This window comes from Marinitoga sp. 1154, from assembly GCF_013363285.1.
Lineage (GTDB): Bacteria > Thermotogota > Thermotogae > Petrotogales > Petrotogaceae > Marinitoga.
In genome coordinates, this window is the sequence record NZ_LBFB01000009.1 from 1 (window position 1) to 18,448 (window position 18,448).

At 27.7% G+C, this 18,448-nt stretch carries 19 protein-coding genes; 9 read left to right on the top strand and 10 right to left on the bottom strand.

Features of this window, described 5'->3' with window-relative positions; all coding sequences use genetic code 11:
* The 10 genes from XO12_RS05545 to ruvC form a co-directional block, all read right to left on the bottom strand.
* On the bottom strand, window positions 1–974 hold a 974-nt coding region (locus XO12_RS05545; protein WP_175419835.1), incomplete at its 3' end, for an AAA-like domain-containing protein.
* A 354-nt stretch (window positions 975–1,328) separates the two neighbouring features.
* A complete protein-coding gene (locus XO12_RS05550; RefSeq protein WP_047266825.1) occupies window positions 1,329–1,925 on the bottom strand; it encodes a DUF3226 domain-containing protein in 597 nt (198 codons plus the stop codon).
* Window positions 1,926–2,957, bottom strand: coding sequence for an ATP/GTP-binding protein (locus XO12_RS05555; RefSeq protein ID WP_175419836.1), 1,032 nt, complete (start codon window positions 2,955–2,957; stop codon window positions 1,926–1,928).
* 204 nt (window positions 2,958–3,161) lie between these two features.
* Complete coding sequence (locus XO12_RS05560) at window positions 3,162–3,794, bottom strand: HAD family hydrolase (RefSeq protein ID WP_175419837.1); 633 nt, start codon at window positions 3,792–3,794, stop codon at window positions 3,162–3,164.
* A gap of 10 nt (window positions 3,795–3,804) precedes the next feature.
* Complete coding sequence (locus XO12_RS05565; protein WP_047266823.1) at window positions 3,805–5,007, bottom strand: hypothetical protein; 1,203 nt, start codon at window positions 5,005–5,007, stop codon at window positions 3,805–3,807.
* A 21-nt stretch (window positions 5,008–5,028) separates the two neighbouring features.
* Window positions 5,029–6,759, bottom strand: coding sequence for a penicillin-binding transpeptidase domain-containing protein (locus tag XO12_RS05570; protein ID WP_047266822.1), 1,731 nt, complete (start codon window positions 6,757–6,759; stop codon window positions 5,029–5,031).
* On the bottom strand, window positions 6,740–7,150 hold the full coding sequence (locus tag XO12_RS05575; protein ID WP_047266821.1) for a hypothetical protein: 411 nt from the start codon (window positions 7,148–7,150) through the stop codon (window positions 6,740–6,742). The genes XO12_RS05570 and XO12_RS05575 overlap by 20 nt, the downstream gene beginning before the upstream one ends.
* The gene (locus XO12_RS05580) at window positions 7,150–7,830 is read right to left on the bottom strand and encodes a hypothetical protein (protein ID WP_047266820.1); all 681 of its coding nucleotides are present in this window, start codon (window positions 7,828–7,830) and stop codon (window positions 7,150–7,152) included. Before XO12_RS05580 ends, XO12_RS05575 begins: the two co-directional genes overlap by 1 nt.
* Window position 7,831: 1 nt before the next feature.
* Window positions 7,832–8,842, bottom strand: a complete 1,011-nt coding sequence (locus tag XO12_RS05585; protein ID WP_047266819.1) for a rod shape-determining protein — start codon at window positions 8,840–8,842, stop codon at window positions 7,832–7,834.
* Window positions 8,843–9,245: 403 nt separating this feature from the next.
* Complete coding sequence (gene ruvC / locus XO12_RS05590) at window positions 9,246–9,722, bottom strand: crossover junction endodeoxyribonuclease RuvC (RefSeq protein ID WP_047266818.1); 477 nt, start codon at window positions 9,720–9,722, stop codon at window positions 9,246–9,248.
* A 147-nt stretch (window positions 9,723–9,869) separates the two neighbouring features.
* Here ruvC and XO12_RS05595 point away from each other — a divergent pair, with 147 nt between their 5' ends.
* Genes XO12_RS05595 through amrA form a run of 9 tightly spaced genes read left to right on the top strand, consistent with a single transcriptional unit; the run spans window position 9,870 to window position 18,432 of the window.
* Window positions 9,870–11,228 (top strand): fibronectin type III domain-containing protein, encoded by a 1,359-nt coding sequence (locus tag XO12_RS05595; RefSeq protein ID WP_047266817.1) that lies wholly within the window; start codon window positions 9,870–9,872, stop codon window positions 11,226–11,228.
* The gene (locus XO12_RS05600; protein ID WP_368493429.1) at window positions 11,225–12,658 is read left to right on the top strand and encodes an NAD(P)/FAD-dependent oxidoreductase; all 1,434 of its coding nucleotides are present in this window, start codon (window positions 11,225–11,227) and stop codon (window positions 12,656–12,658) included. The genes XO12_RS05595 and XO12_RS05600 overlap by 4 nt, the downstream gene beginning before the upstream one ends.
* Window positions 12,655–13,875 carry an NAD(P)/FAD-dependent oxidoreductase gene (locus XO12_RS05605; protein WP_047266815.1) on the top strand — a complete coding sequence of 407 codons (1,221 nt, stop codon included), beginning with the start codon at window positions 12,655–12,657 and terminating at the stop codon, window positions 13,873–13,875. Before XO12_RS05600 ends, XO12_RS05605 begins: the two co-directional genes overlap by 4 nt.
* A complete protein-coding gene (locus XO12_RS05610) occupies window positions 13,850–14,233 on the top strand; it encodes a DUF1667 domain-containing protein (RefSeq protein ID WP_084822736.1) in 384 nt (127 codons plus the stop codon). The genes XO12_RS05605 and XO12_RS05610 overlap by 26 nt, the downstream gene beginning before the upstream one ends.
* A 3-nt stretch (window positions 14,234–14,236) precedes the next feature.
* Window positions 14,237–15,718 carry a cell wall metabolism sensor histidine kinase WalK gene (locus XO12_RS05615; protein ID WP_052913307.1) on the top strand — a complete coding sequence of 494 codons (1,482 nt, stop codon included), beginning with the start codon at window positions 14,237–14,239 and terminating at the stop codon, window positions 15,716–15,718.
* Between the two features lie 8 nt (window positions 15,719–15,726).
* Window positions 15,727–16,629, top strand: a complete 903-nt coding sequence (locus XO12_RS05620; protein ID WP_052913306.1) for an HDOD domain-containing protein — start codon at window positions 15,727–15,729, stop codon at window positions 16,627–16,629.
* Window positions 16,622–16,990: a 30S ribosome-binding factor RbfA gene (gene rbfA / locus XO12_RS05625; RefSeq protein ID WP_047266814.1), complete on the top strand. Its 369-nt coding sequence runs from the start codon at window positions 16,622–16,624 to the stop codon at window positions 16,988–16,990. Before XO12_RS05620 ends, rbfA begins: the two co-directional genes overlap by 8 nt.
* Window positions 16,983–17,909: a tRNA pseudouridine(55) synthase TruB gene (gene truB / locus XO12_RS05630; RefSeq protein WP_047266835.1), complete on the top strand. Its 927-nt coding sequence runs from the start codon at window positions 16,983–16,985 to the stop codon at window positions 17,907–17,909. Before rbfA ends, truB begins: the two co-directional genes overlap by 8 nt.
* A gap of 4 nt (window positions 17,910–17,913) precedes the next feature.
* Window positions 17,914–18,432: an AmmeMemoRadiSam system protein A gene (amrA, locus tag XO12_RS05635; protein WP_047266813.1), complete on the top strand. Its 519-nt coding sequence runs from the start codon at window positions 17,914–17,916 to the stop codon at window positions 18,430–18,432.
* Window positions 18,433–18,448 lie beyond the last annotated feature (16 nt).

Consider the following 18,448-nt stretch of genomic DNA (forward strand, 5'->3'; position numbering starts at 1 on the left):
GGCACTTTTACACAGCATATGCCTTCACAATTGTCTATTACTCCGTTTATATATAAGAATTTTATGTTTTCATCATATATATTAAATTCTATATTATTTGGTTCAAATAATATTTTCATCATTAATTCTTTTTCTTTTTTTGCTTTGTTTATTATATTTGATATGTTTTTGTCTATATATACTCTCATATAATCATATAATGTTTTTTCAAAATGTTTTTCTGTTATTATTTTTTCTCCTTTTGCTTTTTTCATTACTAAGTCATATGCAAGTCCATTGGTTAATCCTGGTTGTCCTGCTGCGTTATGCCATATTAATTCTTTTACTTTTTCTTCGAATATTTGTCCTGTTTCTTTTTCGTGTTGATTTAGTAAATCATATACTTGTTCTTTTGTAAAGTACGGCACTTCTAAATGTTCTGCTATGTTGAATGGACTGGCATTGTCTTCTAATATTCCGCTTAAGTATCCTACGCTTATTAATATTACACTTCTGAGTTTGTATATTTCCCTATCATGATATATGCTTCGTATTACATGTAAAAATTCATTCATTATTTTTTCATCTAATTTTTCAAATTCGTCTATCATTAATACTACTTCTTTTCCTGTTGTTTCATTTAATCTCATCATAATTCTTCTTATATCATCCATTTCTTCCGGCTCTTCGATTTCTATATTTTCAGAATAAAGTGATTTTATCTTTATTTTGAAATCTCTTACAATTGTTTTTAAGAATGATGTTTTTGTTTTATCCCCATAACTTTCAAATGAAATAAATATTGTTAAATATTTATCTTTTATTTTTTCAACTATATCATTTAGCAGTGTTGTTTTTCCACTTTGTCTTGGTGCTGATACTGTAAAGTATCTCCAATTTTCTATATGATCAAGCGCTTCTTTCATTATATCTGGTCTTTCTATGTAATAACATGTCTTTTTATCAACGGGACCACTTGTGCAGAATCTTCTCATGATTCACCTCCGGTGTTACACGCCTACGGCGGGTTATAGGATAAAGATTAAAGATTTTAAAATTAAAACTTTTCAATATTTTCAAAGAAAATATTCACACTTACGGTGGGTAATAGGATTAAAAATTGGATTTTAATTAAAAAAAATTTTGAGATGTCGCTCTCCTTCGGTAAATATTAGGATAAAATCATTTTATTTTAAAAAATAAATTCTTAAAATATTTGCAAAGCAAATATTTTCGCCTACGGCGGGTTATAGGTTAAAGATTTAAGATCTTAAAATAAAAACATTTCAATATTTTCAAAGAAAATATTCACGCCTACGGGATAAACAATGGTGATTTTTTAATTATTGTCAGACAAAATTTAATAAGAAATTTTTAAGTTTTTCCATTTTTTCAAAATTCCAATATCCTTTTTTAGCTGCTAAACCAAGTGAATTAACGGGTTCTTTTTGCGAAGCCAGATAAGCAAGTGTTTTAGATTTTGAGAGATTTTTAAAGTTCGTTATTTCATTGTTATTTAAACATATAAAAAACTCTTCGAAACATTTTATTTCTTTTTGCTCTTTGATTGAAGATAAGCATAAATCTTCAAGCATCCCTGGACTTTTATGATCTGGCATTATGAATATTCCAATTTTTGGTTTTCCATTTGAAAATGAACCATCTTGATTAACCTGAAATCCAAGATTGGATAATATAGTTACAATACTTTTTAATGAATTGTGAAATGAGTTATCTGCATCTTTTACTATTCCCATGATTTTAATTTTTTCAAAATCTGGAAATTTGGTAATTAATTTCAGTTCTTTTTTAAAGTTTTCTTTTCCTTGAACTGTTAGTATTTGAATATTTGATATGTTTAAGTGTTTTAAGAAGGCTAATAAGAAATTTTCTTCATCTTTTCCTTCAACTAATAATAGTTTATCTGATTCTATTTTCTGATTCACTTATCTCAGCTCCCAATTATTCTGGAGTGATAGGTTTATCAAATCATTCTCATATTCTACGATTTTGAAATTTTCTTCGTTTTTATCAATTCTGTATAATTTTATGTCATTTTCGTTTTTTAAAGTTTTTGAGAATGCTTCCAGGCATTCCCATGAATGGGTTGTTGCAAACACCTGAACGTTGAATTTTTTTGATGCTTCGTTTATGCCAGACCATAATGACTTTAGGGATGAGTAATGTAAACCATTTTCTATTTCATCTATTATTACTATACCGTTTTTGTAATTATACATGGCAGTGAGGATTGATAGCAACTTTACTATTCCATCTCCCATCAGGTTTATTGGAAATAATTTAGGCAACCCTGTATCGCAGTATATTATTCCATCCCCTCCAATTTCAAGGTCTTTTATTGACGGATCTATTTTTTTCAGTATTTCTATTATATCTTTTTTCTTTTTTTCTATTATTATTTTCGAGAACATTTGAGGTAATCCAGGAGTATTTCTTGTTTGTGCATTTAAGAATATTCCGTGAAATTCTTCGTTGAATGTGTTCCCTTCTGTTTTTATTTCAAAATTATTCTCGTGGGTTATTAGATATGTTATTATTTCTTGTTGGTCATATTTTGATATGCTTTTTAAACCTTTTATTGTTTGGATTGGAGTATCCAATGATGGATTTTGATATGTAATATTTGTATTTTGATATGGAATTATTGTTATTTTTCTGGTTTTTGTTATTTTGTTTTTTAGTGTTGCCGTTAGTTCTATTTCTTTTTTTGTATCCATATTTTTAAAAAGCGATTGGATTATATATTCTATATTGGCAGGTGATACTATGAGCCCCCTAAAAGCATTTATGTTAAGATTTAATTGTATGTTTTTTGGTGATGTTAGTAAGAAAATTGATTCTAATATTGCTGTTTTTCCAGCATTATTTTTTCCGACGAAGAGGTTTAGTCTTTTTAGATTGTTGATAGTAAGTTGTTCAAAAAGTCGGAAGTTTTTTATTGTTACTGAAGTGAACATAAAAAACACCTCTTTTCGTACTTTGATATAAGCAATTTTGTATTTTTTCTAAGTTATTTAATAGTAAATTTAGTTCCTTCTGGTGCGTCTTTTAAAATTATTCCAATAGATTTGAATGTGTTACGGATGTAGTTACTGAGTTGGAACTTTTTTTATTTTACATAGTTTATATTATACTACCTTATTGATAAAGAATTAGGTATATTATTTTAGATTATCAATAATTGGAAGTATCTCTTTAATATTATGAACGATATAATCTGCATTTTTAACTTCTTCATCGCCAAAACCATAGGCACATCCTATAGAAATAAAACCATTCTCTTTTGCTGCTTCAATATCCTTGTGTCTATCACCAACCATTATAAAATTCTTATTACCATTTGAAATTAAGTTCAAAACATAATCTTTTTCTGCCCAATCATACATTTCAGCACAATGAGGAGAATCGATATATTTATTCAACCCTTTTTCAAGTAGGGCTGTCATATATTTTATATTACAATTAGAAAGGATGAATAATTTATGATTATCTTTTTTTAATGTTTCCAGAACCTCGAAAACACCATCGAAAAAAATGGTTTCTATATTTTCTTTTTTAATTATATCAATTTCATATAAATCGAGTAATCTAATAGCTTTATTTATAATATTTTTATCTTTAGTTTTTAAAAGTCCTTCAAAAATATCATCAATTGTATAACCAATATATTTTAATATTTCTTTTTTATTTATCTTATAGTTATAACCTAAATCTTTTAATACGTTTCTAATGGCAGGTAAGGCAATATTTTCAGTTTTTACGAGTGTTCCATCAAGATCAAAAACTATATTCATATTCTCCTCCTTATTTTTTGCTTCTGATAGTAATTTCAATTATTTGATTTCCCTGAATATAAATTGAAAGTCTATCTGAGTTTAGTGTTTTTTTAATTATATTTCCCGAAATTTTAATTATATTTAAAGATTGACCAGTTATATTTATTTTAGTTTTTTTATCTGAATTTATAGTTATCCTAAAAGTTCTTTCAGTGTATTTTTTGTTTCTAATGTCATTTAATATTTCAAGAGAAGCAGTTGAATTCCATGATTGCCCTAAATTTATATCAACATATTCATTTTCTTTAGTTTTTGGAAATTTTGAAGATTTATATATGTATTCATTATTATCTTTTTTTGTATACAAATAAACATTTCCCTGAATTAAAGGAATACCTAGGCCATTTTCCTTTGAATTTTTAAATTCTCTGACGATATCAATGTATCTGGATTCAAAAGAAGAAGAATAAAAATTCAGGTTTAAGTAATTAATATCTTCATAATTTTTTATAGTTCCTAACCTTTTGACTTTCGAAAAAACGCCGTCAAAAGAATTTATTTTTCCCAGATTAATAATTGCACTTTCACTTATTATTTCCGGAATATAACTTGAGGATTCAAGAGACAGAGATTTATACACTCTATTTTGTTGTTGCTGGGTGTTAAAGTTATCATCGATTAAAAAAACATTATAATTATTTTCTAAAGTTTTTAAAGATCCATTTATATTATATGTAACAAATAAATCACCATTGGATTTAAGACTATAAGATAAATTCCAACTTAATGGCCTGGAAATTAAAACGGAACCTTTAATATTTTTAGCATATAATTCTTTATTATTTAATAATAAGCTCAAATTATCTTTATCCGTTTTGCACCACAGGTTAATATATTCATTGAAAAAATATATAAAATTGGGATTTAAAGCATCTTTTAAAATTAATGGTTTGGTATTAAGAATGGAAATTCTACTTCCAATAGAATTTTTTAGATCCTCATTTGTTCCTATGATTTTAAATTTAATATTTTCAATATTTAAAGGTTCTATTTTATAAAATTCTGCATTTTCAACAAATATTACATTTTCTTTATCATCTAAAGGTATAGTTAATTCATCAGTCCATGGATATTCAAGATGCATTATACCAATATTTCTGAAAATATAGAAATTTTGAGAGAAACTCATAATAAATAATATCATAAAAGCAAAAATAAAAATTTTTTTCATACCATCCCTCCAGTTTTTATATTATTTCTTTGAAAGTTTATTTTTTTCTTCTAAATCTTTTTCAAGCAAATATCTTTCAAGAGCTTTTCTTGCAATTGGTGCAGCAACCTCAGAACCATAACCACCATTTTCAACAAAAGCAACAATAGATACTTCAGGATTATTTGCCGGCATAAATCCTGCAAACCATGAATGAGGAGATTTTCCACCAGTAACCTCTGCAGTTCCAGTTTTTCCTGCCACCAAACCGTTAAAATCCTTAAAAACATGGTATGCAGTTCCACCATTAGAGCTATTACCGGGAAATGTAGTAACTTCAATAAGTCCTTTTAAAATATTAAAATAATAAACTGGGTTAATGTTGTATGTAAAATTTAGTTTTTTTTCATAAACAACCGGTTTTTCATATATGTTTTTTACATATTTATTTAGAACATGAAATTTATAATATTTTCCTTTAGTTGAAAGAATATTGTATAAACGCAAAATTCCAATAGGTGTGAATTGCATATATCCCTGTCCAATTGAAGTTAAAATTGTCTCACCTATAAACCAATTCTTTCCAAATGTCTCTTTTTTCCATACTCTATCTGGAAAAACAGAATTAATTTCTCCAGTTAAATCTATTCCTGTTTTATCATTTAATCTAAATAATTTAGCATAAGAACTCATTGTATCTATTCCAAGATTTAGTCCAAGGTTATAGTAATATAAATTACACGAAACTCTTAATGATTTTACAAGATCAGTAACACCATGACCAAAAATATTCCAATCGTAATACTCAGCAATAACATTACCCTGAGAATTTTTCAATTCAAATTTACCATCACAAACAATAGTTGACTCCGGAGAAATACCTTCCTCAAGTCCAATTAAAGCAAAAAACGGTTTTATTACAGATCCAGGCGCATATACAGAAGAAATAGCTCTATTAATCAATGGCTGTTTTGTATCATAAATAATCTTTTTCCACTCCTGAATTGATAAACCACTTGAAAACAAATTTGGTTCAACAGATGGATAACTAACAAGAGCTAAAATACTTCCATCATTGGGATTTGACATTATTACGGCTCCAGGTTTTTTATACTTTTCCATTTCATCGTATATATATTTTTGTAAATTATAATCAATAGTAAGATATAAATCCTTTCCTTTTATTGGATCAACCGTTTCTAAAATTTTATCTATTCTTCCTCCAGGTGTAATTTTTACAATTTGATATCCAGGTTTTCCTTCAAGTATATTATTATAAAGTTTTTCAACACCATATAAAGGAACACCTTCAGAATTAACATACCCGATTATAGGATATATTGTATTATCTTTATACTTTCTTATATATTTTTCAGAAACTCTTATTCCTTTAATATTAGAAATTTGTTTTATATTAGCTGGAGTTAGTTTTATATTTAGTTTTTTTTGAAATATTAGTTTGTCAATATATGTTTCTGGTGAATCTGTAATAGTTGAAAAAACATTTTTTAATAATTGTATATCTTTTTCAGAAAAAGATTCATTAAAATTTTCAATAACATATATTTTTTCATTCCAGGCCAATAAAATACCATTTTTATCGTATATATTACCTCTGATAGGGTTTAAAGTTATAATTTTTGTACTTAGTTCTTCAACCTCTTTTTTATATTTTGAATTATGAAAAATTTGTATATACATAGCTCTTGAAATCAAAATAAAAAAAGATAAAAATATTATGGTAACAAATAATTTAAAGCGTGATTCGTTCATTTTTCCCCACCCTTCCAACAATGACAAAATGGGTAATAGAAAGAAGAATATATGATATTAACAAAACATAATAATTCTTATTGATAAAAACTAAAAAAAATAGTGGAATAAAAGTGCTGAAAAGACTTCTTAGATAGCTCTTTTCTAAAAACTCAAATATATGAAAAGAAAAAATTGTTAGAATAAAAAATACAATGGTCATTAATCCAATATCATATTTCGATGAAAAATATAAAATAGAATATAACAGAGTAAAAAAATACATTTTTTCTTTAAGTAAATACTGAACTACAAGAAAAACAATAGGAAAAACAAAAAATAGGATATCCCCCATCCATCTATCCCATGATGACGCAATTAAAGTCATAATGATAATATAAATATAATTCATTATCTCACCCCAAATTCGCTAAAAAACACGACAATAGAATTAATTTTATCGGGCTTTAAATAGTAAATAGTGTTGGATTTTTTATATACAACGCCTTTTAAAATCAAATTTTTATTAAACCAATTTGAATTGGAAATTAAAATAGAAACATTCTCTTTATTTTTAAATAATTCCATCCCTTCAGGAATATTAATTATAATATTTCCATTTCCGCTTTCTTTTATTAATAATTCTGTATTTTTATAAACTCCAAAAATTTCATGATTTCCCCAACCAAATTTTTGTATAATTTTCTCTTTTTTAAATGTATCATAAACAAATCCAAGAAGAATACCATCCTTTGTAAAGACTATCTCGCCCTTTTTAACTTTTTCATCGCTTTTTATATAATAATATTTTCCATCTTCATTTATGAAAATTCCAGGAATTAATTCAATGGATACTTCAAACTCCATATTTTTTATATATATAGATTTACTGTTTTTTGAAATAGCATTTTCCAGAGTTTTTAAATAATCTGCATTTTTTGTTAATAATAAATAATTATTTCTAATCTCAAAAAAAACAATATCCAGAGGATGATTTGCTCTGGATATAATGTGATTAATATCAGGATAAAGCGTAGAAATTATAGAAATGAATAAAAGTATAATGGTATAAGATATAAATTTTCTAAACATATTATTTTTGTAATTTCGATAAATTTTCCAGTATTTTTACTTTGTCTAATACCATACCAGCACCTCTAGCAACAGCTGTTAAAGGGTCTTCTGCAACAATAACCTTGATTTTTGTTTCATATTCAATTAATTCTTTCAACCCTTTTAATAAAGCACCTCCACCGGACAAATAAATCCCTTTCATTACAATATCCGTTAATAGTTCTGGGGGAGTTTCTTCAACTGTTAATTTAATCTGTTCAACAATCTTAAAAACAGGATTATCAATTGCTTCTCTTATTTCATATCCTTTTAATATAATATTTCTTGGAAGACCTGATAAAATATCCCGACCTATAATTTCAATTTCTTCATTATCGTATTCTTCATTTGGCCAGGTATTTCCGATTCTTTTTTTAATTCTTTCAGCTGTTCTTTCACCAATTAAAAGACCAGTTTTATCTTTTACATAACTTATTATAGCTTCATCGAGTTCATCGCCTGCAATTCTAATTGATTTTGAAAGAACAATATTCCCTAGCGAAATTACGGCAATTTCTGTTGTGCCGCCACCAATATCCACAACCATACTTCCTGAAGGTTCTTCAACATTCAATCCAACTCCAATAGCTGTTGCCATGGATTCTTCAATTAAAAATGCTTTTCCAGCCCCGGCATCTAAAGTAGCTTTATGTAAAGCATTTCTTTCCACTTCTGTAGCATCAGTTGGGACGCCTACAACAACAGTTGGTTTAAGAAAAGTAAAAGAGCCAACAGAAGAACTTATAAAATATTTCAACATGGCTAAAGCTGTATTATAATCAGCAATAACACCATCTTTTAATGGCCTCACGGCTATAATATTTGCAGGAGTTTTTCCTATCATTCTTTTAGCCTCTTTACCAACTGTTAAAATTTCTTTTGTATCTTTTTCAATGGCAATAACAGACGGCTCATTAACAACAATACCTTTTCCTTTTACATATACCAGAGTATTAGCAGTTCCTAAATCTATTCCTATATTTGATCTCATCTTTAAATCCTCCTGAAAAATTTTGTTTTAAAAATTATATCACATAATGTTTAATAAACAAAGAATATAAGGTATTATTTAGTCATCATAGTATTATTTAGCATGTCTAAAAAGTCTCAAATGAAATGAAGGCTCGAAGATTGCCTTTACACGCTACCGCGGGTAATGGTTTAAATATTTTTGATTTTAATTAAAAAAACTTTTGAGCTATCGCTCTCCTTTTCCCTTAGATTTTTTATACCTAAAAAATCTAAGCGTAAATGAAAGCCGTCAAAAAAACAGGATGTTTTTTTGAGTGAAGCTTTTTCATGGATGAAAAATCTGAGCGACGGCTGAGAATGAATAATTTTAAGGATAAGCAATCAAGCTGCCTGAGTGAATTTGGCTTTTTTGACAACCTTTATTATTTTATGATTCTATAATTACCATGGCAAAAAGCAATAGCAAGTGCATCGGCTGCATCATCGGGAGTGGGATTTTTCTTCAAATTAAAAACAACCTTTAACATTCTTTGAATTTGTCCTTTTTCTGCACGACCATATCCGGTAATAGCTTGTTTTACTTGATACGGAGTATACTCAAAAATAGGTATATTATTTTTTTGTAAAGTTAGCAAAATAACTCCACGAGCCTCCCCGACCTGAATGGCTGTTTTTACATTTTTGAAAAAAAACAGACTTTCAACAGCTGATTCGTCCGGATTGTATTTTAATATTAAATCATTTATTCCATCAAATATTTCCAACAATCTGGAATTTAAATCGGATTTTTTATTTGTTTCAATTACCCCAAAATCAACTAATTTAAAATTATTTCCATCTTTATCGATAATCCCAAATCCGATCCGTCCATATCCAGGATCTATTCCTAAAATTCTCATATTCCACCTCCAGGAGAATTATATCATAAAATGCGAGTTTTCATTTCATTTGAACATTTTGATACACTCTATCTGGATTTATAAATTTTTATGTTATAATTATATTAAAAGTATGTAGTCTGTAAAAAAACTATGCCGGAGGGGAAAATGAAAAAAAATCTTATTGTATTTGTATTTACAATTTTAATATTAATAATACATGGAATTTCAAATACAATCTGGGAAGCAATCCCGTCTAATTTTGAAGTTATCCAGTATAACAAAAGAATAACATTATCCTGGAATATAAACAGAAAAGTAAGTTTTTATAAAATATATTTTGGAAAAGACTACAAAAATTTAACTTTGATATACAGTGGAGAAAACACAAAATATATATTGGAAGATTTAATACCCAATCAAAATTATTACTGGAAAATAAAGGCTTATGCTGTTGATGGAATTATAGAATCGGATATATATAAGTTTTATCTGCAATTACAGCCACCTAAAATATATGATGTATATCCTAATTTCAATCATAAACTGAATTTTGAAAGTATAACCTTTAAATGGAAAATAAATTATTCTGTTAATTATACTATGAATTTTATATTATATCAGGGAAAAACAAAAATTATAGAAAAAACTCTATTTAATAACAATTATACCGTAACTTTAAAACCAGGTCTGAATTATAAATGGTATATTATTTTAAAAGATGAATTTAAAAATAAATATATATTTGGGCCATATATCTTCACTACAAAATATATAGAATTTCTAACAACAATAAAAAATGAAATATTCAATGTAAAAATATATGGAGAATATATAGAAAAAAATAGAATTTATGCATCTGATATAAATATAAAAAATATAAAAGAATTTAAAAACTTTATTATTGCGAGCATACAAAAAGGCATTGAAATAATACATAAAAGCGGAAAAAAAACATCCGAAATAGCTTTAGAAAATATAAAAGACTTTTTTGTAAAAGAAGCAAATAAAAGTGTATTATTATATATAGTAAATGGTGAATATTTAAAAGTTTATGATATAACCAATCCATACTATCCTTTCATGGTAAAAAAAATAAAAGGAAACTTTATATCCATCACATTAAACGAAGAAAAAATAGTTCTTATAACCCCGGAAAAGGTATTATTAATGAATAAATATTATAAAATATATTTTCAAAAGCAAATAGAAAAATTGCGAAAAATAATATATAATGATAATAAAACACTTATTATCTTATCTGCAGATAAACTAATAAAATTTAATTATAAAAATAATATATTATATTTTGATAGAGAATTGAATTTTTCTGGAGTAATTGATTACAGCGTATATGAAAAGAAAATCGCTTTTTTGACTATAAATAATGAAATATATATATATGATATAGATTTTCACTTGATTAATTATAGATATTTTACAGAAAAAATAGAAAAAATAAAACTTTATGTAGATTATATTTATAAAATATCCGAAGAATTAAAAATTATAGATATGAAGGAGTGATTAATTTGATTGCTGTAATAGGAGGGGGAATTGTAGGCACGCTTATAGCCAGAGAATTGAATAAATATGTAGAAGACGTATGGCTTTTCGAGGCAAAAACGAATTTTGGAATGGGTGTAACAAAATCCAATTCTGCAATATTACATGGGGGATATGATGATCCACCAGGAAGCTTGAGAGCTCAATTATGTTACAAAGGAAATCAATTATATACTCAATTACAGAAAGATTTGAAGTTTGATTTGAAAAGAGTAGGTTCTCATGTTGTTGCCATTGAAGATGAAGAAACAAAATATATATACAGCCTCCTTAAAAAGGCGGAAAAAAATGGTGTAAAAGAGATTCGAATTATTGAGAAATTGGAATTACTAGAAATGGAAAAAAACATAAATCCTAAAGCAAAAAGATCGTTGTTTTGCGAAATAGCAGGTATTTTTGATCCATGGATAGTAGCAATACAAGCAGCTAAATCTGTAAGGGTTAATGGTGGAAGAACTTTAATAAAAAAGCGATTGGTAGAAATTGAAAAGAAAAATGGTAAGTTTTTATTGAAATTTCAGGATAAATCAGAATATTTTGCAGATTTAGTTATAAATGCAGCAGGATTATATGCTGATGAAATAGCTAAAATGTTTGGTGATGAAGTTCCTGAAATATTTCCAGTAAAAGGTGAATATTTTTTACTATCAAAAGACTATCAATATGTTAATTCTGTAATATTTCCTGTCCCAACTGGAATTTCAAAAGGGTGTCTTGTATTGCCAACAGTTGATGGTGGATATCTGATAGGTCCTAATGCAAATAGAGTAGTATCGAAAAACGATACCGCTACAACGAAAAATGGATTAAATGAAATAAGAGAAAAAGGAATGAAATTAGTACCTAATCTTAATTTTAGGAGACATCTTGTAAAAACATTTGCAGGATTAAGGCCTGAAACAGATAAAAAAGATTTTTATATTAATGTTGGAAAAAGTGGAGCTATACATGTTGCAGGAATAAGATCGCCGGGTTTAACTGCTGCGCCAGCAATAGCTGAATATGTAGTTGAATATTTAATACAGGAAAAAATTGGCTTGAATTTGTATAAAAGGGAAAATTATATATCAAAAATTGAAAGAACACCGCATTTGGTTCATATTGAAAGGGAAAAATGGAATGAGATAATACAACAAAATCCTGATGCAGGAGAAATGGTGTGTCATTGTAATAAGGTTACAAAAAAAGAAATAATAGATGCGATAAATCAGGGCGCAAGGACACTGGATGATATAAAATTCATGACAAGAGCGTCATTTGGGGAATGTCAAGGAGGTTTTTGTACAGCAAAGATTTTAAAGATACTGGCAGAATATACTGACAGGGATCCAAGAGAAATAACTCAAAATGAAGATGGAACATGGATTGTGAATGCGAAGGTGAGAATATGAAATATAAAACAGATGTAGTTGTAATTGGTGGTGGTGCTGCTGGAATGGCAGCAGCATATAGAGCTAAAAAAGAAGGGGTAAACGTTATATTATTGGAAAGAGATGAAGACACTGGTGGTGTTTTAAACCAGTGTATACACAACGGTTTTGGTCTTCAATATTTTAAACGTGATTTAACAGGTCCTGAATTCAAAGAACTTGCAAAAGAAAAGCTTGAAGATATAGAAATATTATATGGTACTTATGTATTGGAAGTAAAAAAAGACAAAAAAATAATTTTTGTGGATAGAAGGGGAATACATGAAATTGAAATGAAAGCTTTGGTTATGGCAACTGGAGCAAGAGAAAGACATTTTAATTCATTACCTGTTCCTGGAAAAAGAATAACTGGTGTATTTACAGCAGGACTTGCACAGCGATTTATAAATCTTGAAAACTTAAAACCAGGTAGTAAAGCTGTAATTCTGGGTTCTGGAGATATTGGATTGATAATGGCAAGAAGATTAACCTTAGAAGGTATAAAAGTAGAAGCTGTTCTAGAAATTATGCCATATCCAGGTGGATTAGAGAGAAATATTCAACAATGTTTGACTGATTTCAACATACCATTATATTTATCTCATACTGTAACAGCTATTGAAGGAGATAGAAGACTGGAAAGAGTAATAGCTGCACAAGTTGATTATAAATGGGATCCAATACCAGGTACAGAAAAAGAGTTTGAAGTTGATACATTAATAACATCTGTAGGACTTATTCCGCAAACAAAACCTGTAGATTTTGTTGAAGCTGATCCAGGATTTCTTGTTTCAAATACAAATCAAACAAGTGAAGAATGGATATTTGCAGCTGGTAATTGTACTGTAATATTTGACCTGGTTGATTATGTTGCAAAAGAAGGAGAAAAAGCTGGGAAATATGCAGCATTATATGCAAAGGGAGAATATAAAAAGGGGAAAAAAGTTAAAGTAAGAAAAGGTGAAAATATAGGAATTATTCATCCGTTATATATTGATCCAACCCAGGAATCTACTTTATATATAAGAGTATCAAAGGTTTTTGATAGAGCCAGTATAAAGGTAGAGCCGCTTGGAATAGAAGTAATAGAAAATGAAGCAAGACCTCCCGAAATGGTTGTAATAAAGATAAAACCATTTGATGAAAATATAAATGAAATAGAGGTGATGGCAGATGAGCTCATCTCAAAACTTGGTTAAAGAACTTACATGTGTAAGATGTCCATTAAGTTGTAAAGTTAAAATCGAATACACAAAAGAGCTAAAAGTATTGGAAGTTTCTGGAAATAAATGCCCACGAGGTAGAGAGTATGCTATTCAGGAAATAAGTGATCCACATAGAATTTTAGTAACAAGTGTAAAAGTAAAAAATGGGAAATATTTGCTGGCCTCTGTAAAAACATCTGAAGCCATACCATTGAGATTATTTAATGAAGCTATGAAAATAATAGAAAAATTAGAAGTTGAAGCTCCTGTTAAAAAAGGCGATATTATAATAAATAATTTTTTAAATACTAAGGCTAACCTTATTATTACCCGAAGTGTTGAAAGGTTGTGAAAAATGGCATCAAAAGATATAATCCCAAAAAATATGGTGATTGAAACATATTCCAAAATTTCCGACCTTGTAATGGAATTGAGTTCTTTAAACAACTTATCTCAGCTTGAAAAATCTATACATTCTATAGTAAATAGAGTTGTACCCATAAATGAAGAATTTTTTTTAAAACCACATAAGAGTGATTATATTGAGATTAATGAAAAAGAAATATCAGATGAAATTAAAGATTTAGCTGTTTGGGCAGCTAAATCTTTAAAAATTTCTATTTTCACATTAGAAAATGGAGAAAATGCATTGATATTACCTTTTTCAAAATCTCAAAGGTTGTTGTTATTATATATATGTAAAACAGATGTTGAGGAAATATCAAATGAAATAATGCTCTTTTTAAATATTATGAGTTTTTTAACAGCGACAATTATTGAAAATCTTGAATTATATGAAGAAATTCTAAAAACCAATGAAGAGGTGGAAAAGAATAGAGATTTTTTAAATCAAATCTTAAATTCTATGATTAGTGGATTGGCAGTATTCAATCACGAATATAAAAAGATTTTTACCAATTCAAATTTTGAGAATTTTGAAAAAGAATATGGAGAAGAATTAATAAAATTTATAAAAAATGAATTGATAAATTTAGAAATTGCGGGAGAAAAGATTACAAAAGAATTTGAATTTAAAGAGCATTTTTTATCACTTGATTTTTTAAAAACTAATAATGAAAATTATCTGGTCATTATTTCTGATATTACTGGCACCAAGGAATTAGAACGATTAAAAAGATTAGATCAGATGAAAACAGAATTTTTATCAACTGTATCTCATGAATTGAGAACACCTCTTGCTGCAATAAAAGCTTATTCTGAATCAATTGTTGATAGTCTGGAAATACTTGATATGGAAACGCTTAAAGATTTTATGGAAACAATATTAAATGAAGCAGACCATCTTCAAAATTTACTTGATGAAATACTTGATTTTTCAAGGTTAGAAATGAAGACAATAAATATAAAAAAAGAAGAATTTTCCATAAATGATTTAATTGAAGAGATATATTTGTCGAATAAAAATAAAGCTGAAATAAATGGAGTAAAAATGTATAGAGTTTTACCAAAAGAAAAGATAATTGTAAACTTAGATAGAACAAGATTAAAACAAATTCTGTCTAATTTAATAGATAATGCGATAAAGTATTCTGATAAGAGAAAAGATATGAGATTTATAAAAATAACGGTAAAAGATGAAAAAGATAAAGTATTGATATTGGTAGAAGATAATGGTATAGGTATAGCTAAAGAGCATCATGATAAAATATTTGAAAAATTCTATAGAGTTGATTCATCATTAACCTATGAAATTTCTGGAACAGGAATAGGCTTATCTGTTGTTAAAGAATTAGTTGAAATTCAGGGCGGAAAAATATGGTTGAAAAGTGTTGAAGGTAAAGGAACAAGGTTTTATATAGAGTTTAAAAAAGGATAGTGATAATTATGGCACCAACAATGAAAGAAGTAATAAAAAAAATCTCTGAATTACCAACGCCAGATTTTATATTAAAACGAATAATGGATATAGCTTCAAATCCCTCGTCAAATACCAAAGAACTTGAGGGTGCGGTTTTACAATCGCCACCATTGGTAGCAAAAATATTGAAATTAAGCAATTCAGCATATTATGCATTACCAAGAAAAATAACAAAAGTATCACAGGCAATAAATATATTGGGTTTTAAAACAGTTAGAAATTTAGCTTTAGGGATATTTGTTGCAGATTCTTTTTTCAGAAGAGAGTTTGATTTTCTTGACTCAAAAAAATTCTGGCAACATAGTATAGCTGTTGCCATAGCATCTGAACAACTTGCACAGATAATAAATTATCCAGACAAAGAAGAGATTTTTTTAAGCGGGATGTTACATGACCTTGGTAAAATGGTAATGGGCATAATAACACCTGAGACGGTGGAGATGATATTAAATGTTGCAGAGTATAAGAAAGTTTCATTTTCAAAAGCAGAAGATATGTTAAATGTAATGACACATCAAACGCTTGGCAAAATATTATTTGAAAATTGGAATTTGGCTGAAAATGTAATATATACAGCAGAATTTCATGATATACCTGAAAAACTCCAGATAGACACATTTTCAATGAATGTATATATAGTACATCTTGCAAATATGGCTGTAAATTCCATATATTATGGATATTCTGGATGTTATGATATCCCTGTCCCATCAGATGTTGTATGGAACAAATTTGATATGACATCAAAGAAATTTTTGAATTATTTAAATAATTTAGAAAAAAAATTAAGCGAATCAAATGATTTTATAAATCTTGATGCATTTATAGAAGATTCAGAAGAAGATTCGGAGGAGGAGAAAGATGGCTAAAGAATTTAGAAAAGAAATGATTGAATCAGAAATATTAAAATTAATAAACATGAATATAAATAATTTGAGAGATCCAAAGTTACAGGGTAAAATAATATCAATAACAAGGGTAGAATTGTCACGTGATAAATCATTTGCAGACATATATGTTTCAGTATTAAATGGAGAAATTGATGAAATAATAAATGTATTAACAAAAGCAAAGGGTTTTTTCAGAAATCTAATAGCTAAAAATATAAGAATGTATAAAGTTCCAGAAATAAGATTTCATAAAGACAAAGGATTGGAGGAAAGTATAAAAATACATAAGCTTTTAAATGAAATATCTAAAAAAACGGATAAAGGTGAAAATAATGAATGATGGTTTTTTGTTGGTAGATAAACCTGCAGGTATTACCTCGCATGATGTTGTAGATATAATAAGAAAACGTTTCTTTACAAAAAAAGTAGGACATTCTGGAACACTTGATCCTTTCGCCACGGGATTGCTGATTTTGGGAATTAATAAAGGAACAAAATTATTGGAATACCTTCAGCATCAAAACAAAAAATATTATGTAAAAGCAAAATTAGGAATAATCACTGATACATATGATATAACGGGTGAAATAAAAGAAAAATATAATCTTGAGAAAATACATATAGAAAGATTAAGAGAAATTATATTATCCTTTAAAGGAAAATATATGCAGGTTCCACCTATGTATTCAGCAAGGAAATACAATGGAAAAAAATTATATGAACTTGCACGTGAAGGGAAAATAATCAAAATGCCGCCAAAAGAAGTAGAAATTTACAGTATAGAAAACATCAAAATTTCTGAAAATGGGACATTTGAATTTGAATGTGAGGTATCATCTGGAACATATATAAGATCATTAATAATGGATATAGGATATAAATCTGGAATAGGCGCTGTAACTATGGAGCTGAGAAGATTAAAAATAGGTAAATTCAAAGTAGAAGATAGCATAAAACTTGATGATATTTCAGATATAAATCCTCTTTTTGAAATGCTTTCATTTCCATCTGTACTATTAAATGAAAAGGGAATTCAAAGGGCATTAAACGGTAATCATATATTTTTAGAACATGTTGAAAAATATGAAGAATTTAAAAAAGGAGAATTTATTTCGCTGATAGATAAAGAAAAAAATTTAATAGCAGTAGCAATTGCTGAAAGAAATTCAAAATTTTTAAATACTCTGGAAAAACATGGCAAAAATGAGCGTGTATTTAAAATAAAAAAAGTATTATATCATAATTTAAAAAGCGGGTGATAAGATGGAGGGTAATCATCCTTATGTGAAATGGGCGATAGAGTGTATAGAAAATTTTGTTAAACATGGACAAAAAATAGAATTAAAAGAAGATTTACCAGAAGAATTGCTTACAAGAAAAGCTGCGTGTTTTGTTACATTGCATAAATTAAATGGAGAATTACGTGGTTGTATAGGAACAATAGAACCGGTATATGAAAACCTGGCGATAGAAATAAGAGAAAATGGAATAGCTGCAGCTACACGGGATTATAGATTTTCACCTGTAACAGTGGAGGAATTAAATAGTCTCATGATAAATGTTGATGTATTAAGTGAGCCAGAATATGTAGAATCAATAGATGAATTAGATCCAGAAATTTACGGAATAATTGTTGTTAGTGGTTGGAAGAAAGGAGTATTACTTCCGGCTATAGATGGTGTTGATACTGTTGAAGAACAATTAAGAATAGCAAAATTAAAAGCTGGAATATACTCAAAACCATATGATATATATAAATTTACAGTAGAAAGATACTTTTAGCAGGCAGCGCAGAGCG

Coding starts and splice junctions, on each gene's coding strand:
- XO12_RS05555 (WP_175419836.1), bottom strand. CDS start 2,957: ATGTTCACTTCAGTAACAATAAAAAACTTCCGACTTTTTGAACAACTT.
- XO12_RS05560 (WP_175419837.1), bottom strand. CDS start 3,794: ATGAATATAGTTTTTGATCTTGATGGAACACTCGTAAAAACTGAAAAT.
- XO12_RS05565 (WP_047266823.1), bottom strand. CDS start 5,007: ATGAAAAAAATTTTTATTTTTGCTTTTATGATATTATTTATTATGAGT.
- XO12_RS05570 (WP_047266822.1), bottom strand. CDS start 6,759: ATGAACGAATCACGCTTTAAATTATTTGTTACCATAATATTTTTATCT.
- XO12_RS05575 (WP_047266821.1), bottom strand. CDS start 7,150: ATGAATTATATTTATATTATCATTATGACTTTAATTGCGTCATCATGG.
- XO12_RS05580 (WP_047266820.1), bottom strand. CDS start 7,830: ATGTTTAGAAAATTTATATCTTATACCATTATACTTTTATTCATTTCT.
- XO12_RS05585 (WP_047266819.1), bottom strand. CDS start 8,842: ATGAGATCAAATATAGGAATAGATTTAGGAACTGCTAATACTCTGGTA.
- ruvC (WP_047266818.1), bottom strand. CDS start 9,722: ATGAGAATTTTAGGAATAGATCCTGGATATGGACGGATCGGATTTGGG.
- XO12_RS05595 (WP_047266817.1), top strand. CDS start 9,870: ATGAAAAAAAATCTTATTGTATTTGTATTTACAATTTTAATATTAATA.
- XO12_RS05605 (WP_047266815.1), top strand. CDS start 12,655: ATGAAATATAAAACAGATGTAGTTGTAATTGGTGGTGGTGCTGCTGGA.
- XO12_RS05610 (WP_084822736.1), top strand. CDS start 13,850: ATGAGCTCATCTCAAAACTTGGTTAAAGAACTTACATGTGTAAGATGT.
- XO12_RS05615 (WP_052913307.1), top strand. CDS start 14,237: ATGGCATCAAAAGATATAATCCCAAAAAATATGGTGATTGAAACATAT.
- XO12_RS05620 (WP_052913306.1), top strand. CDS start 15,727: ATGGCACCAACAATGAAAGAAGTAATAAAAAAAATCTCTGAATTACCA.
- rbfA (WP_047266814.1), top strand. CDS start 16,622: ATGGCTAAAGAATTTAGAAAAGAAATGATTGAATCAGAAATATTAAAA.
- truB (WP_047266835.1), top strand. CDS start 16,983: ATGAATGATGGTTTTTTGTTGGTAGATAAACCTGCAGGTATTACCTCG.
- amrA (WP_047266813.1), top strand. CDS start 17,914: ATGGAGGGTAATCATCCTTATGTGAAATGGGCGATAGAGTGTATAGAA.